We start from the raw sequence: 15,757 nt of genomic DNA on the forward strand, positions 1-15,757 counted from the left end.
GCTTGTGCCGAGGGAGCTCCTGAAATAGGCATGGACCGCATTTGGGAAATCCTTCGCTTTGCTCTGGATGACGTTAACAGGTTCAAAGTGATTAGACTGTTGAATTTAGGATAAATCGATTTCGCCGATTGTTTGTTGTTGTATGGTTCTGGAGTTGATAATAATTAATCTAAATAAACGCGCAACAAATTGAGGATCAATAGCGTATTCTTTAGATAGTAATTTATAAAACTCAAAATTCTTTTTTTCTTGTTCTCTATCAATAATTTGTTTACCTGCCTGTTTTTTTAACTCAGCAATTTTTTTACACAAATTCTGACGACAAGCTAAACGTTTAATAATATCAAGATCAGTATTTTGAATTTGTTCTCTCAATTGATCAATGGTCGCCATAGTCAGCCCTAGGGTTGCTATCGCTCCAATGACGAATTAAATAGCCATGCTCTAATTGATTAGCCTCTTGGAGCTTAGCTGCAATGCGAACAACATGACCGCTACCTGGAGCACGGTTAATTGAATGTCCTTCAGTATTTTCCAGAGCTTCAAGTGAAAAAATATGATTACCGCTTGGGAGCATGATTTCAAGGGTATCACCAATAGAGAATTGATTTTTGACCTGTACCTCAAGCAATTGTCTACTGCTATCATAATCAAGTAACTCACCTACCACTTGCTGCTTTATGCCTGTTTCATTGCGATCTTTATAACTTTGATATTCCTCAGGAACATGACGACGATAAAAACCTTCCGTGTATCCTCGAAGCGATAATCCTTCCAGGGCATCCATGAGACTCCAGTCAAAAGGTTTCCCTGCAATGGCATCATCAATGGCCTTTCGATACAATTGGGTTACGCGGGCCACATAAAAGTCTGATTTAGTACGACCTTCTATTTTTAAGCAGTCGATACCCATTTGGGCAAGTGTTTCGACATGTTGAATGGCTCTTAAGTCCTTTGAGTTAAAAAGATAAGTCCCATGCTCATCCTCTTCCATGATGTTCATTTTACCCTCACGTTGAGGAGATTGTTCAAATAGAAAAGTTTTAGTTTCTAGATGCGCATTGCCCCATTCATCCTCTGTTCCCTCCTTCACGTCGTATTTCCATCGGCATGAATTGGTGCAGGCTCCTTGATTAGGATCGCGGTGATTAAAATAGCCGGATAAAAGACAGCGCCCGGAGTGAGCCATACATAATGCGCCATGTACAAATACTTCTAATTCGATATCCGGGCATTTTTCACGAATGGCCTGTATTTCTTTTAAAGACAGCTCTCGAGATAAAATAACTCGCTCAAGGCCCAGAGTTTGCCAAAATTTTACCGCAGCGAAATTCATCACATTCGATTGTACTGACAAATGAACAGGCTGATCAGGCCATTTCTCTCTAACCATCATAATGAGTCCTGGATCTGCCATAATTAAAGCGTCTGGGCCTGCTTCAATTACCGGGGTAAGATCATCAAGATAGGTATTTATTTTATTATTCTGGGCGATAATATTGCTCGCGACAAAAAATAATTTACCTTGCGCATGAGCTTCATTAATACCCAAAACTAATTTTTCATGGGAAAATTCGTTATTTCTTGCTCGCAGACTATAACGAGGCTGGCCCGCATACACCGCGTCTGCTCCATAGGCAAACGCTCTTCTCATACGTTTTAAAGAGCCAGCTGGAGATAATAACTCTGGAGATTTCATGCTATTAATACCTCGATAGTCAATTAATGATTAAGAAACACAATATTTTTTGGCTTCTTTAAAGGTCATCCATGATTTGTTCTCAAAATCATATAGCTTGCATTTCTTAAAAATTCCTAACACATGGCGTAACTTAAAATGATACTCATGAAAATATTCACCATACTTATCTTTTAATGCTTTATGAGCTTGCGGTAAGTTATAAAAAGGAATTCTTGGATCTAGATGGTGCGGAATATGTATCATTATATTGTGTAATAATACGCGGGAGATTTTTGAGCAGTGGATAATAGTACTGCAATACAAAGCACTAACAGAATGAGACCATTCATTTTTTAAATCAAAGAATGGCATACTGGGATGTGTATGATGTAGGTATACAATTATCGCAATAAAATAATTAAAAACAATAAAGGGTAGAATTACTGCGACCGCAACACCAATAAAACCCCCAGCAAAGATATACGCCAAAACTGACATCGCTAGCCCATAAAACAATACTATAAATTTACCATTGCGATAATATCGGCATTGTTGTTTGTCTTTACCTGGATTAAAACATAGCATTTGTTCCCACCAAATCCTGCGTAAGTAATGGAAAGCACTGGTGAAAAAACACCGCTCTATCCGATAAAGAGCCCGTTGAAAAACGGAGAGTGATTGATACTCGGTACGTGTTAACGGCCGCCATATCCAATCAATTGGCGAAAAAGAGGCGAACCCATGGTGAACTTTATTATGACCGAAGGACCACATTCGATAAATATTTAATGAGGGGAGCATCGCTATAGTGCCCAATATTTCGGAAATTTTGCTGTCTTTAAAAAGTGCCCCGTGTGCTGCATCATGCGCCCAAACAAACATCATTGCCGTGGCTACACCAGCAATCAAACCGCCGATTAGCTGTAATTTCAGATTAAAACCTGAAAAAACAAGACTCAATCCAAACAAAAACAACGTCAGATCAAAAAAATACCAAAATAGGGCCTTGCCCCGAGAGCGCTTATAACATTCTTGAGGAATGATTGTACGAGCCACAGAAGATTTTATTTCCTTTACTTGTTCCCATAATTTAAGGGATGGAGTGGATTTCATAAGACGCTACCTCTATAAAGTTCTGGCTGACAACAGTCAGGATTGCTGACTCAGTACATAAAATAACAATTTTATTTTTTAAAGTTCTTAAGTTACTCAATCTAACTTTGCGGATATTTTAAACATTTTTTTATAGATAACCTTGATCTACATCATGGAATATTAAATTTGTTTAACAATTAGACTTTGTGATTTTAAAAGAGGGGCTTTTTATTATATAAATTTTTCCATGATGTAGATCAAGGTGATTTACTAAAACTGCTTATAGAATAATTTTGGAGTCATGTGATTGATGGCTATAGGTTAGTTAGAGGACGCGCTTCACAGTTCTTCTCAACAGTCCAGTACGTTTGAAACATGGAGAAGGTTCATATGTTAATAATACCCGAATTTAGCCTCCCTAGATTAACAAAACATCAAAAAACCAGGTTTTTGCGTTATGCGCAACAGGTGCTTGAAGCCCAACAACAAATGATTACTCCAAATGGGGAAAACATTGTTCATTATGCGTTGGAGAAAAAAACTCCTCAACATATGGATCATTACCCCAAAGGAGATCGGATTGATCATGACACTGGCGCCCAATATTTTTATCATTGCCATCGTGAAAATTTTGAAACGGAGGAACATGGACATTTCCATTGTTTCTTGCGTTATAATCGTATTTCGAAACAAATTAGACCAACTTCTTTAGTCGATTGGGATAAAAACATCGACAATCCAATGACACATGTTGTTGCCATTGCAATAAATCGTTATGGCCAACCTATTCGTTTATTCAGCGTCAATCGATGGATATCTCATGAGATTTGGTATGACGCGAAACATACATTGAGTTTTATTAAACAATTTAAAATGACAAAAAAAGACAGTTCTTATTGGCAGTTACTGGATAGCTGGGTAGAAGGGATGCTCCATTTATTTGCCCCGCAAATTCAATGGTTAAATGATGCTCGGGATATAATTATTTCGCATTATAAGACGGTCTATCCTGACAGTAATGTCTATGAAGATCCGCGATTGGATTTGTTATCTGAAATTCCAATCAATTTAAACAAGCAAATCCAATGGATATTGGACTTTGAGTTGGTTAAAAATTAAAACATGTCGGATTGATGGCCTCCTTCAGTTAATGTTGACAGAATTAATTTTTTTATAGGAAGGGCATGATTGGCTACTTTTAAAAGAACATCGCGTACACCTCTTATCATGAGGGTATCATTGGTGAATAACGTTGCGATGGTGTTGGTTGTTATATAAAGCAGTTTAGTTAATTGTCTATGTTCACGTTCGTAACGAACCAGCATTGCTTGTGATCCAATAAATGAATTTGATTTTAAGGCCATTTTAATTTTGTTGGATAAATTATTTTGTCCTTGAATGCCAAAATTAAATCCATGCGCTGTTACAGGATGCATGCCTACCGCGGCATCCCCAAGTAAAGCAAAGCATTTCCCAACAAATTGATTTGCATACACACTAACAAGAGGGTAGAGATAGCGTTCTCCTATTTGTTTCATTTTGCCATATTTAAAGAGACTGAGTTCTTCAATTTTAGAGTTGAACTCTTCCGTATTCATGTTCATAAAAAGACGAGCCTTATGTGGCACAACAGTCAATACGACGGAGCACTTGTTATTGCATAAGGGCAATGTAGCCAGAGTATAACCATAATAGAAACATTCATGGGCAATATGGTTATGATTTCTTTCAATTTCCATTTGGCAAACGATAATGTGTTTGCCAAAATTATTTATTTTCGAGGAGATACCCATTTTCTCGCGAATGGTCGAAAAACGACTGTCTGCTGCTACTAACAAGTGACCCGTTAATTTTCTCCCATTGGATAAGGTTAAAAATGCTGATTTATCCGTTGAGTAGGCATCAACGGCGCCTACATCAGTGATCAAGGAAATATTGCTGTATTGTGTTGCATTTTGAAATGCTGCTTTTCGAATTAGATGATTTGAAACAATATAAGCAAGTTTTTCTTTGCCAACAGCGCCGGCATCAAAATCTAGAGTATGTGAAGATGCGCCATTTAATACTTTTGCCTGTTTAATTATGGAGATCATATCCATTGGAATATGCTGCCAGACTCCGAGCTCATGCAGTATTTTTTTTGACAGTGGTGTAATCGCAATATCTCTTCCATCTTTGGCGGGTAACGCAAGATTTTCCTGACTTTGCTGTTCAATCACAACAACTTGCAAACCTAGTTTTGCAACAGATGCCGCAAAACATAATCCTACCGGTCCACCCCCTACAATTATAACGTCATAATTTTTCATTTTTTCTCTAGTTATCTGTCAATAAGGAAAGATAACTAGAATAAAAGATAATTACATTGATCTATGTCATATAGTGGTTATAGCGCTTTGCTACATCAGCATCCTTGTGTTTTCATCAACCCCCTACTTTATTGACGAATCAAACGGATATTTTTATGGGCCATAGAACACGTTTCTGTAGAACGGTAAGGATTAATATCCAACCCACCTCGACGAGTATAGCGGCCATAAACAGTTAATGATTCTGGCTGACAGCGAGTCATGAGATCAGTAAATATACGTTCAATACATTGTTCATGAAACTCATTGTGATTACGAAAGGAAACCAGATATTTTAATAATCCTTCATGATTTATTTTTTTGCCGCGATAAGCAATTTGCACGCTTCCCCAATCAGGTTGATTAGTTACTAAACAATTTGATTTGAGCAAGTCAGAATACAGGACTTCCTCTACTTTTTCCTCTGAAGTGGTTAGAAAATCAGTATTTACTATATAAGCAGAGCATTCGATATCCAGAAGATCCAGGCAGATACCTGAAAAGGATGCCTGAAGGGCTTGATTGGTCATTTCTGCTAAAGGAGTGATGTTTACAGTGACCTCTGCATCGATGCAACTGCTTAAATCGCGACTAATTGTTTGGGTGACTGTTGCAACATCCGGGAAAACATGATTATTAAATGAATTAAAATAGAGTTTTAATGATTTGGATTCAATAATAAAAGGAGAATGGCAATCATAAGAAATGACTGCTATTGCAACCATTGGTTTGCCCTTGGGATTGAGCCAGGACACTTCATAATGATTCCAGCAATCAAATCCATGGAAAGGTAAAAGGGACGGATCCAGGTTGATTTCCTTGCGTTTGGGTGCCCTGGGAATAGCATATAAACGCTCAGGATTATATTGGTTGTCGTATTCTGACTGATGCCCTAACTCTGACTTATCCGCCATATTTTGATATGTTTTTTTTAATTCCTTACTCATTATTGATGCCTCCAAAATATTAATGATTTGGGTAGTGCTATACCAGTTTATCGGTTGTCCTGCTGTAATTTGAGTTGCAATATAATTTAATAAAGCGGAAGCCTCATTAATTTGTTGCGCTTGTTTTGCTAATACTCTTGCTTGCAGAGCTAATGATTCTTTTAGATTAAAGCCTGGATGCTGAATGATGTTACGAATTGTGGCAAGAGAACAGCCGAGGTATTTCAAGGTTGTTATTTGCTGCAAGCGTAATAAGTCTTCCTGCGAATACAATCTGTAGTCCGCTTCTGTTCGTCGAGATGGCTTAAGCAAATCAATCTCATCATAGTATTGCAAGGTTCGAATACTAAGCGAGGTGAGTTTGCTCACTTCTTTAATCTTATAAAATTTCATTTTGCACCTTTGATAAGCACATTGAGTGTATTCTATCACGTAACGTGAGAGTCAAGACAAAATTAAAAATAATGATGCCGGCAAAGGAACGTGGTTATTTCTCGGTACTTTTGAAATGAATGACGTATTCATCATTCCAATGTTTGATGTTGTTCTGGTTAGAGGTAATGGATATCGATTTAATCTGTTTATTATCTAATAAATGAATATCACTATATAACAAGGCAAATTCATCAGTATTTTCAATTAGAGGCGATAATAAGAAATCGGATTGTGCCATATTGGCAACGATACTGTATTGTTTTTTGCCCCCATTTTTTAGTTCAAAAGTGATTTGAAGCGGTTTTGGTTTAAAAAAGGTTATAGCCAGCGAGCCCAATACCGTTGGCTTAATGTTTATTTGAGCAAACAAGGGTTCGTCCAGGTCAGGAATGTTTACCACTTCTCCCAAAATATGACTTTCACTTTTTAATACGTTTATCGATTTTAACTGATACCTTTCGGTGTTTTTTTTATGTAAATATAAAAAGTTATTGGCCAACTGAACAGGGTGATAATTTTGCAACAGTACCGGCCAACTGGCGCCATCTTCCAGTGATGGAATTCTCCCATCTATTGGCTCTACTCTAAAAATAATATTATCTGGTCTGTTCTTACCGAGCAAATGCTCTTTATTTTTTCTGGCTAATTCTGGGGTAAACACTGAATAACTTTGGAATATGGGACGAGGCGACCACCTCATCTTTGAGGCAATTAAATAGGCCTGATTATAGGAGTAAATATCAGTGGTTCCTTGTAATAGTGGAAAAGAAGATTGCTCTTTCAAGAACTGCATCGTGAGAGCAAAATTTTGGCTTAGCCAGTTTTTCTCTTTAACTCTATTTTTAAAACCATGCCATGCTGAGGAGTAAGTGGACACGATATTATTGGCAACAGATATTTTGGTATAGTGGCCATCGATGGAGCTTGCTGTATAGGTAGAGGCAATAATAATGGGGATTATGAACCTAGCCTTAAAAATATAAGGTAACAGCAGCCCAGCAATTAATATGGAGGTTCCCGAGATAAAAGCATGGCCATAATGGCGAGTAAATCCAGTTTTGAAAGAAAGAAATAAAAAAACGAAAAAAAGACTCAATAAAAAGAGTTTGGGGTAAATAGAGATGGCTTTTTGCCAGGCGATAGTACAAAGAATTAAAACCGCGGCCCCTAAGTAAAGAATGATCTCATTATTATTACCCTCATTAGCCATAGCCTCGGTAAAGCCCGCAGCTAAAGACAGCGAAGTAACAAAATAGTGAGGCAAATTAATTATCGACTGTCCGGATCCGATCCAAAACAACAGCATCGAAGCGATTGGCGAAACCAGACAGATCAACGCCAAGCTATTTTTTTTATTTAGGACAAAAAATAGGGTACAGAGTAATGTAACGCTAAGGCATAAAATTAATATGGAGCTCTTGATTAAAGGTAATAAACCGAATGGTGCAAAAAGTAACACTATAACGCAGAGCATCGGTATCCTTTGATTCCCTGCTAGCTCGCGCGTGGAGATGATTTTAAAGTTGGCTAAACCTGCTAATAATGGGTAAGTAAAAAATAAAGAGTCGCGTGCGTAAATCATGCTCAAAAGACATATCCCTAAAGCCACCGTCCAGCGCCATTTAATACCGCTCATTAACAGGATGAGGCTTAACCAGTAAGAGCACGCTAAATAGAGACTCCCACCAATCATCATCAGATCTGTTGCGGGATGATAAGCTTTAGTATAGATAGATGAATAAGGACCTAAGGTAAAAATAATCTCCTTACCAAAAGAAAGTCTTTGAGCTATTGCTTCATTTAGACCAAGGGCCCAGGAAGAATCAAGCCCGGGGGCGGGCATTTTGGGGGAGAAAGGAACAATCACACCAATTAAGATGATGAGTAAGGTTAGTTTTAAGAGTAAATCAATGCATTGGGGTAAATAAGACAATCGTACCTTTGTTTTAGCAGATAGAGAGATTAAATTTAAATAAAAAACTCTAATATGCGATTCAGCTGCTGTGAAAAAATAGGCCAATTAAATGGAGTCCTTGAATTTTGTTTTAAGCACAATTTTAGACTAAACTTATACGAAAACAATTGATTTATAATAGATTAATCAACAAAAAGGATTGAAATGAGGCAAACTAAAACCCTGATATTCGCCTTTTGTTTTTTCTTTTTTTACTTCCGTTTATAGCCAAATTAAGATTGGCACTCATAATTTATGATCCTCCTTTCATTATATCCGCTAACTCAGGGTTTGATATCGATTTGTTGCGATCTCTTTGTAAGCGTCTGTAAGAACAATGTTAAAAAATTAATTGAGCGTGTTAATAAGGAATTACAGATAATGGAAAAAGATAATACCTATCTGGAATTATATAAAACTTATTTATCTATTGAATAATGATGCAATTTAATATCTATTTGACAAAGAAAATTATTTTTACTAATCTTGTATTGTGCAATGCAGCATAAGGAGATCGAAATGACGCACCAATATTTTTCCCAGAAACACATTAATCCACTTGAAAAACAAATGCAGGAATTAATTGAATTGAATATGAAAACATTGCAAAATTTTTCTTATTTAAATCCTGCTGAATTATTTACTACTTTAAAGCCTGAAGAGGTTTTGGAAAAACATATGAATGTTTTTATCCAGAACGGTCGTAAGACTATGGATTACATGCGGGACATGTTTAATCTAATGGAAAAAAATTGGCTTAATTTATCTGACAAGGTCACTCAAAATACAAAAGAGTTGATGAGCCAAGCACAAACAGTTGCTCAGCATAGCATAAAAGAAGTCATGAGCGAGGGGCAACGTACGGTAAAAAAAGCAGCTTCAACGACAAAGAGTGCAGTAAAGAAAAGTGTAAAAAAAGCTGAATCAGCTATCCGTAAGAATATGAAAAGTACTGTAAAAACAATGAAACAAGCTACTAAAACAGCTTCTTCTACTGTTAAAGGAGCGACAAAATCAACGGTAAGCAAGGCTAAACCTAAAACAACAAAAACTACTACGGTTAAATCCACCGCAGCCAAAAAGCCCGAAGTGAGACCTATGTCAACTTCCGCAGCACAAAAAACAAATACGATGAATAAGATGGAATCGAAAATTCATGAGACAAGACAGGTAAATCCGCTTACAGTACCGTCTGTCACTAATGATTTAACCAGCAACAAGAAAGATAGACCTTTGATGTAATAAAGCCTGGATTACCACCGACTTTGCTTATATATCGCTGCCTATTTAAAAATAAAATAGGCAGCTCCAACCATACATAATCCTGCATAAATAAAATTGATCCCCAGTGGTTTATCCATATAAAAAAAAGCAAAACCCATGAAGACCAACATCGTAATAATTTCTTGGATTATTTTTAATTGACCTAAATTAAATTCCTTATATCCGATACGATTAGCGGGTACTTGCAAGGTATATTCAAAAAATGCAATGCCCCAGCTGATTAAAATAACCAGATACAACGGTTTATTATTAAGATTTTTTAAATGCCCATACCACGCGAAGGTCATAAAAATATTAGAGCCAATCAGTAACAATATTGTTTTCATCGCTGAATCTTTTTTGGTTTTTCAAGTATTTTAATAATGAATAGTAATGCGATCAAACGATTATGTTATAAATTTAGTTAAAAATTCATCAGATGTGTTTCCTTGTTTTCTGTTCTTATTGTAGCTTGTTTAATCCTTCTTTAATTTATATTAGGTTTAATCGCTCTAATTATGGTTCTGCAGAGAACCCCACTGTTAAAACGTCATCCAGAGCGAAGCGAGGGATCTCCCAAATGTGGCTCATGCCTATTTCAGGAGATCCCTCGTCGCAAACTCCTCGGGATGACGTAAAGCGGCTTAGGTCAATGGCAGTGTCTCTCGGTCTGAGAAACGTCATCCAGAGCGAAGCGAAGGATCTCCCAAATGTGGCTCATGCCTATTTCAGGAGATCCCTCGTCGCAAACTCCTCAGGATGACGTAAAGCGGCTTAGGTCAATGGCAGTGTCTCTCGGTCTAAGAAACGTCATCCAGAGCGAAGCGAAGGATCTCCACCACGTGGCTCATGCTTATTTCAGGCGTTCCCTCGTTGCAATCTCCTCGGGATTATAGAAAGCGGTTTAGGGTTATTGTTTTATATTACTTTCAGGATTTAAACTGTCTCTTTTTATCAAGAGTCTCAATCAATGATCATGAAAGACCCGATTAATCTATTAAAGAAATGGCTGGAAGAAGAAAAAGGATTAGGCGTATCCAATCCTCAGCAGGCCGTACTCTCTACGGCTACTTTGTCCGCACTTCCTCGCAGTCGGGTGGTCGCCATTCGCGAAATTAATGAAGAGGGCATGATATTTTTTACTCAAAAAGGAACGCGCAAAGTGACGGAGCTCATTAATAATCCGGTTGCTGCTTTAACTTTTTGGTTTGAGATGTCATCTCGAGAAGTGATCATCGAAGGAACGGTAGTTCCATTATCAGTTGAAGAAAATGAAGTCTATTGGAACAGCTATCCGCGTGAAGCACAAATTCGATTTTATAGTTATGCAGCCACTTCTGCCACTCCCATTGCCAGTAAAGAGATTCTGGCGAAAAAGAAAAGCCAGATAGAGCTTGAGTATCATGGACACCCCCTGCCGATGAGTGAGTTTTATTGTGGATTTAGGTTTATACCTGATAGATTGGTTTTTTATGCTTATCGTATTGATGAACTCTCTGATGTAGCAGAGTATGTTCGTCAGGAAAATAGTTGGATGAAACAGCTATTATCACCATAGCTTCACTTATCCAGGAGAGTAGACTGAACGTTACTCTCCTGGGACTTTATAGTCCAATTTATCAAGGCGCATGAATTTATAAGTAACTATTGAGATAATCCAACTTGCCATAAAAATACTGATGATAATATATCCCAAGATATCAAAGTGACTGTTTATTCCTTTAACTAATCCCCAAAGAGAACCATTTGCTTCCATTTTATCGGCGATCAAACCCAGCACTTCAACAGTGCCAAGGCAAAAAGCGACGAGTACTGAGACTAGGGTGATTGTTAAATTATAATAAAGTTTACGTATGGGGTTCCTGAAAGCCCAGCCGTAAGCTCTTACCATGAGTATGCTGTCAGTAGTATCGATAAGTGTCATACCTGCAGTGAATAAGGCAGGAAAAATTAAGACGGACCAGAAGGACAAACCCTGGGCGATTTCTGATGCGGTGATACCCAGCAAGATGATTTCCGTTGCAGTATCAAAACCAAGTCCAAAGAGAATACCTAAAGGATACATCTGCCAACTGTGAGTAATCACTTGAAAGAGCCGTCGGAAATGTTTTGCCAAAAATCCTTGTGTGTTCATCAGTTGTTCAATGTCTTCCTCATGATATTGACTACCGTGCCTTACCTGCAGGAATATTTTGAATATGGAAATAAAAATCAGTAAATTAATAAGAGCAATTAATATCAAAAATAGAGCCGAAATTGAAGTACAAACCATAGTTCCAATTTCCTGCCATCGAGTTAAATGGTGATGTACTAGTGTGGTAGTTGCCAAGGCGACGCATACGGTGGCAATAACAACTACCGTAGAATGGCCTAGAGAAAAAAATAGTCCTACGGATACTGGCTGTTTGCCTTCCTGCATCAATTTACGGGTTACATTATCTATGGCAGCAATGTGATCTGCATCTACTGCATGACGTAAACCAAAGGTATAAGCTAATACGGCTGTACTGAACAAAAGAGGATTATTATGCAAGGAATAAAACGCCCATAACCATACACATACATGATATAAGAATAAAAAACGGTAAATACTCGTGATTTTTTTACGAAGACAATCGCTATGATCGCTAAAAATAATATTTAGATAGTGTCGCATTGGATAAACCTTTTTTAGATGCAGAATACTTTACACTGAAACACCACGGCCAGCATCCATAGATACCAATTTTTTAGTTTTTTATGCAGTGATACACTAATCTGGAATTAAAAATAGGGAGGTAATTGATGAAAAATTATTGGCGGATAGCACTTGCTGTCTTATTAGGTACCACAACGGGTCTTGTTCAGGCAAAAGGGGAGCTAACCAAGCGGGTTGAACAGTTTTCCAATAGCAAAGTGACTGTTTGGAAGACAATTATTTACCCTGCATCCGGTCAGGCACTGGCAATGCATCGTCATGAGCACGATCGCGTGGTTGTAGCGCTCACTGATGGCTTACTAAAAATCACCACCAATAAAGGGAAAACCCATTATTTAAAACTGGAAAAAGATAAAGCTTATTATCTTGGTAAAGACGTGCCAAATGAATTGCATAATGATGTGAATATGACAAATCATGCCGTAAAGGTAATGGTGATTGAATTAAAATAATAATGAAGTAGAACATTGTTCTTATTGCTGGGGAGCTCTCGCTGATGGCTCGAGATGACTCGAGGATTAGGATTGCAGGTCTCCCCAATCTTTTGAGCTATATGTGCTATGATTTATTAAATAATTTTTATTGATGAGCGCAAATGATGATGTACACGCAGCGTGGATTAGCAGTCACCACTGATTCTCGTGATGTTATTGATAGTATTGATCATTTCCATCAGCAAGTGCTGGGTTCAGGGCAAAGTGCCGGAAATATTCTGGATGCAGTCCAGCGTAATCCATCCAATTTGCTGATTCAAATCTATGCTGCAGCTTATTATTTGTATGCCCAGGAATATGAAGTTGATAAACAGGCTCAAATTCATCTATTAGAAGCTGAAAAGCTTTTGGAGTTTGCGAATCTGCGTGAACAAATACTTTATAAGGCAGTACTCAATTGGTACCAGCGGGACTACACTCAAGCTATTAATTTATTGGAGAACGTTATTGAACTTTTTCCGAGAGATACTTTAGCACTTAAGATGTTGGAATGGCTTTTTTACTGTACTGGTCAGGCCTTTCAGGCAGATAACTTTTTGCGGGTTTGCAATCAATGTGCATCAGTCAATCAAGATGAATCTCATTTCCTGGCAATCCATTCTTTTGCGTTGGAACTCTGCGGATATTATTCACAAGCCAGAGACATGGCAGAAGCTGCAATCGCAATGAATCTAGTTACTCCCTGGGCACACCATACTCTGGCTCATGTTTCTCTGTTAAATCATGATTTGGTTGGTGGAATGAAACGTTTAGACAGTTTACGAAGTACTTGGGATCACATTTTATCTGTATTAAAAGGGCATAATACCTGGCATTTGGCCTTATTTCATTTAGCACAACGCAATGAACAAGAGGTCATAAAATTATATCCTGGTATTTTTGGAACTATGCCCAATACCGTACTTGAGCAAATTGATGCTCTCTCTTTATTATGGCGAATGGATATGGCCGGTTTGCCGCAAGATAAAATGATTCATTCTGTCGTGAGTCATTTGGGGACTCATCCCTTTGAATATTATATGGGCTTTAATAATGCTCATTTTATTTATGGTTTAGCGAGAGCGGGGCAAAAAAAATTGGCAGAGGATTCGCTGAAACAAATGGAAATCCAAGCGCACTCCCTACCTTCAGGCTCTTTATGGACCAAAGTTGTTTTGCCTTTATGCCAAGGCATTTATGCTTTTGCAAATGCTGATTATAAAGCTGCTGCTGAATTGATGGAGCCTGTTATTGAACAAGGTCCTCGTATAGGTGGAAGTGATGCGCAAATTGAACTATTGGCGCAAACCTATTTACTTTGTTTGCTGCATACTCGGCAACGGGATAAAGCCCGGCTCTTTTTTTCCCATCATTTATCACATTACAAGAATACTGCTTTGGCTGAATGGTGGAAGATGGAAATATAGATCACCCCTAGTAGCCTGAAAATTCAGACTCATCTTTTAAGTTCTATACTTATAATATGTTCCTCTGTAGAAAAAAACTCTATGTTTGGAAAATTTAATCATAGCTCTAACCCAAGTAGTTCCGAATGGCTTGAACAGGCCTTGAATAATCCACGTTGGGGAATACCAATAGTGAAATTGGCCATTGCTGAAAAAAAAGAAAGTCGAAACTCGAGGGGCCTTGAATTTAATTGTTTTGTGCTTAACAATCCAGTTAATGCATTGGAAAACAATGAGTTTTTGAATTTTTTGAATGAGTTACAAAACAATATTGAAACGTTTACTGATACCACGCGATTTCAAGTAGCTCTCTTTTCTGAAGACAAGCACCATTGGACCGCTTTTGATTTTCTAATCGCTGGTAAGAAGCTGCATGTCTTTTGCTTAGATGCTGCTAATGATAGTTCTGCTGATTTAGCACTTGATGAAATCACGTCACGATTTACTGATTGCAATGCTTATCGCTTAGAGCCTGATCGAGATCCGAAAGAAACGAATTCCAAGTATTTAAGGTTGATTCAAACGGATCGTGAGAGTTGTTCGCGCATGACTATTGAACATATTTTTCTTTTATCAAAAAGAAATTTCTTATTTGATGAAAAGTTAAAAGAATTTCGTATGGTAAATGGAGTAAAATTAGTCAGCCCAGACACATTATTTCGGCAGGCTCCAGAACTTTATCGGGTCACTCAAGTACGTTCCATTTTTGATAGCCTGGTCATTGCTTCACCCAAGGAAGCAAAAAAAATAGTCAGCAAAAAAGGTCTGAATATACTCCATTATACTGAGTTACATGGTTCTGGTGATGAAGGTGAGACTAAAACGTCTAAAAATGAAACCATTGATTATAAAAAAAGCAAGGTTAGGGAACAAGTGGAACGATTTGTTGTGAAATATGGAGTGGAGCGCATAGAGGAAATTGTGACTGGCTCAGAACAACAATGGGGCGATTTTTTTAAAATGCCTCATTCAAAAAAGGTAGAGTTTTTGTTAGGTAGTATAAGAGATAAATCCTTTACTGAAATAACGAATAACGTTCTCATTAAGAATATTAATGATCGTTACGAGCATATGAAATATATAGAGACCAAAGTTATAAAATCCACCGGCTTTTTTAAAGGTTTAGATCAGTATTTTGTAATGAAGAATATTAAAAAAGACATTAAAAAGTTAGAAGGGGCAATGGAGGTAATCAATAAATTATCACCTGACTCATCTCCTGAAGAGGTGCTTTCGAGTTTAAAAAAATTGAAATTACCAAGTCCTGTCTTAAAGGAATTGAAAACAGCTCGGCAAGTTTATTCTCAAATCGATTTGATGGCATCAGGCGAAGAGGAACAGCAAAATACGTTTCAGATTCCATAAAGTAAACGACTCCTTATCTGTATTCGTCATTG

At 37.5% G+C, this 15,757-nt stretch carries 14 protein-coding genes and 1 pseudogene; 6 read left to right on the plus strand and 9 right to left on the minus strand.

Annotation, left to right across the window (positions count from 1 at the left end):
* Nucleotides 1-105 precede the first annotated feature (105 nt).
* Genes LOX96_RS14360 through LOX96_RS14370 form a run of 3 tightly spaced genes read right to left on the minus strand, consistent with a single transcriptional unit; the run spans nucleotide 106 to nucleotide 2,794 of the window.
* Nucleotides 106-393 carry a chorismate mutase gene (locus LOX96_RS14360; RefSeq protein WP_250423376.1) on the minus strand — a complete coding sequence of 96 codons (288 nt, stop codon included), beginning with the start codon at nucleotides 391-393 and terminating at the stop codon, nucleotides 106-108.
* Entirely contained in the window at nucleotides 380-1,699 is a 1,320-nt protein-coding gene (gene trhP / locus LOX96_RS14365) for a prephenate-dependent tRNA uridine(34) hydroxylase TrhP (protein ID WP_250423386.1), read from the minus strand. The genes LOX96_RS14360 and trhP overlap by 14 nt, the downstream gene beginning before the upstream one ends.
* Before the next feature lie 30 nt (nucleotides 1,700-1,729).
* A complete protein-coding gene (locus LOX96_RS14370; RefSeq protein WP_250423392.1) occupies nucleotides 1,730-2,794 on the minus strand; it encodes a fatty acid desaturase in 1,065 nt (354 codons plus the stop codon).
* A 372-nt stretch (nucleotides 2,795-3,166) separates the two neighbouring features.
* On the opposite strand from LOX96_RS14370, the gene LOX96_RS14375 reads away from it, so the two are divergent.
* Nucleotides 3,167-3,895 carry a DUF6969 family protein gene (locus LOX96_RS14375; protein WP_250423395.1) on the plus strand — a complete coding sequence of 243 codons (729 nt, stop codon included), beginning with the start codon at nucleotides 3,167-3,169 and terminating at the stop codon, nucleotides 3,893-3,895.
* On the opposite strand, the gene ubiM is transcribed toward LOX96_RS14375, so the two are convergent.
* From ubiM to LOX96_RS14395, 4 genes and pseudogenes are all read right to left on the minus strand, one after another.
* Entirely contained in the window at nucleotides 3,892-5,085 is a 1,194-nt protein-coding gene (gene ubiM / locus LOX96_RS14380) for a 5-demethoxyubiquinol-8 5-hydroxylase UbiM (RefSeq protein WP_250423405.1), read from the minus strand. The genes LOX96_RS14375 and ubiM overlap by 4 nt on opposite strands.
* Nucleotides 5,086-5,213: 128 nt before the next feature.
* Entirely contained in the window at nucleotides 5,214-6,071 is an 858-nt protein-coding gene (gene queF, locus LOX96_RS14385; RefSeq protein WP_250423472.1) for an NADPH-dependent 7-cyano-7-deazaguanine reductase QueF, read from the minus strand.
* A 240-nt stretch (nucleotides 6,072-6,311) separates the two neighbouring features.
* Nucleotides 6,312-6,464 (minus strand): annotated as a pseudogene (locus tag LOX96_RS14390) (MerR family DNA-binding transcriptional regulator); the annotation flags it as partial.
* Between the two features lie 94 nt (nucleotides 6,465-6,558).
* Nucleotides 6,559-8,469 (minus strand): hypothetical protein, encoded by a 1,911-nt coding sequence (locus LOX96_RS14395; protein WP_431606647.1) that lies wholly within the window; start codon nucleotides 8,467-8,469, stop codon nucleotides 6,559-6,561.
* A gap of 510 nt (nucleotides 8,470-8,979) precedes the next feature.
* On the opposite strand from LOX96_RS14395, the gene LOX96_RS14400 reads away from it, so the two are divergent.
* Nucleotides 8,980-9,702: a hypothetical protein gene (locus tag LOX96_RS14400; RefSeq protein ID WP_250423410.1), complete on the plus strand. Its 723-nt coding sequence runs from the start codon at nucleotides 8,980-8,982 to the stop codon at nucleotides 9,700-9,702.
* A 41-nt stretch (nucleotides 9,703-9,743) separates the two neighbouring features.
* Here LOX96_RS14400 and LOX96_RS14405 read toward each other — a convergent pair whose 3' ends face one another.
* Nucleotides 9,744-10,070: a DMT family protein gene (locus LOX96_RS14405; RefSeq protein ID WP_250423412.1), complete on the minus strand. Its 327-nt coding sequence runs from the start codon at nucleotides 10,068-10,070 to the stop codon at nucleotides 9,744-9,746.
* Nucleotides 10,071-10,693: 623 nt separating this feature from the next.
* Here LOX96_RS14405 and LOX96_RS14410 point away from each other — a divergent pair.
* Nucleotides 10,694-11,281 carry a pyridoxine/pyridoxamine 5'-phosphate oxidase gene (locus LOX96_RS14410; protein ID WP_250423414.1) on the plus strand — a complete coding sequence of 196 codons (588 nt, stop codon included), beginning with the start codon at nucleotides 10,694-10,696 and terminating at the stop codon, nucleotides 11,279-11,281.
* Between the two features lie 30 nt (nucleotides 11,282-11,311).
* Here LOX96_RS14410 and LOX96_RS14415 read toward each other — a convergent pair whose 3' ends face one another.
* Nucleotides 11,312-12,379 (minus strand): HoxN/HupN/NixA family nickel/cobalt transporter, encoded by a 1,068-nt coding sequence (locus LOX96_RS14415; RefSeq protein WP_250423417.1) that lies wholly within the window; start codon nucleotides 12,377-12,379, stop codon nucleotides 11,312-11,314.
* 125 nt (nucleotides 12,380-12,504) lie between these two features.
* On the opposite strand from LOX96_RS14415, the gene LOX96_RS14420 reads away from it, so the two are divergent.
* The 3 genes from LOX96_RS14420 to LOX96_RS14430 all read left to right on the plus strand — a co-directional run bounded on the left by LOX96_RS14420 (nucleotide 12,505) and on the right by LOX96_RS14430 (nucleotide 15,725).
* Nucleotides 12,505-12,873, plus strand: a complete 369-nt coding sequence (locus LOX96_RS14420; RefSeq protein ID WP_431606645.1) for a cupin domain-containing protein — start codon at nucleotides 12,505-12,507, stop codon at nucleotides 12,871-12,873.
* A 149-nt stretch (nucleotides 12,874-13,022) separates the two neighbouring features.
* Nucleotides 13,023-14,321 (plus strand): tetratricopeptide repeat protein, encoded by a 1,299-nt coding sequence (locus LOX96_RS14425; protein ID WP_431606648.1) that lies wholly within the window; start codon nucleotides 13,023-13,025, stop codon nucleotides 14,319-14,321.
* Nucleotides 14,322-14,402: 81 nt separating this feature from the next.
* Nucleotides 14,403-15,725, plus strand: coding sequence for a YopJ family acetyltransferase (locus tag LOX96_RS14430; protein WP_250423421.1), 1,323 nt, complete (start codon nucleotides 14,403-14,405; stop codon nucleotides 15,723-15,725).
* Nucleotides 15,726-15,757: the final 32 nt, after the last annotated feature.

The organism is Legionella maioricensis, assembly GCF_023618015.1.
Lineage (GTDB): Bacteria > Pseudomonadota > Gammaproteobacteria > Legionellales > Legionellaceae > Legionella > Legionella maioricensis.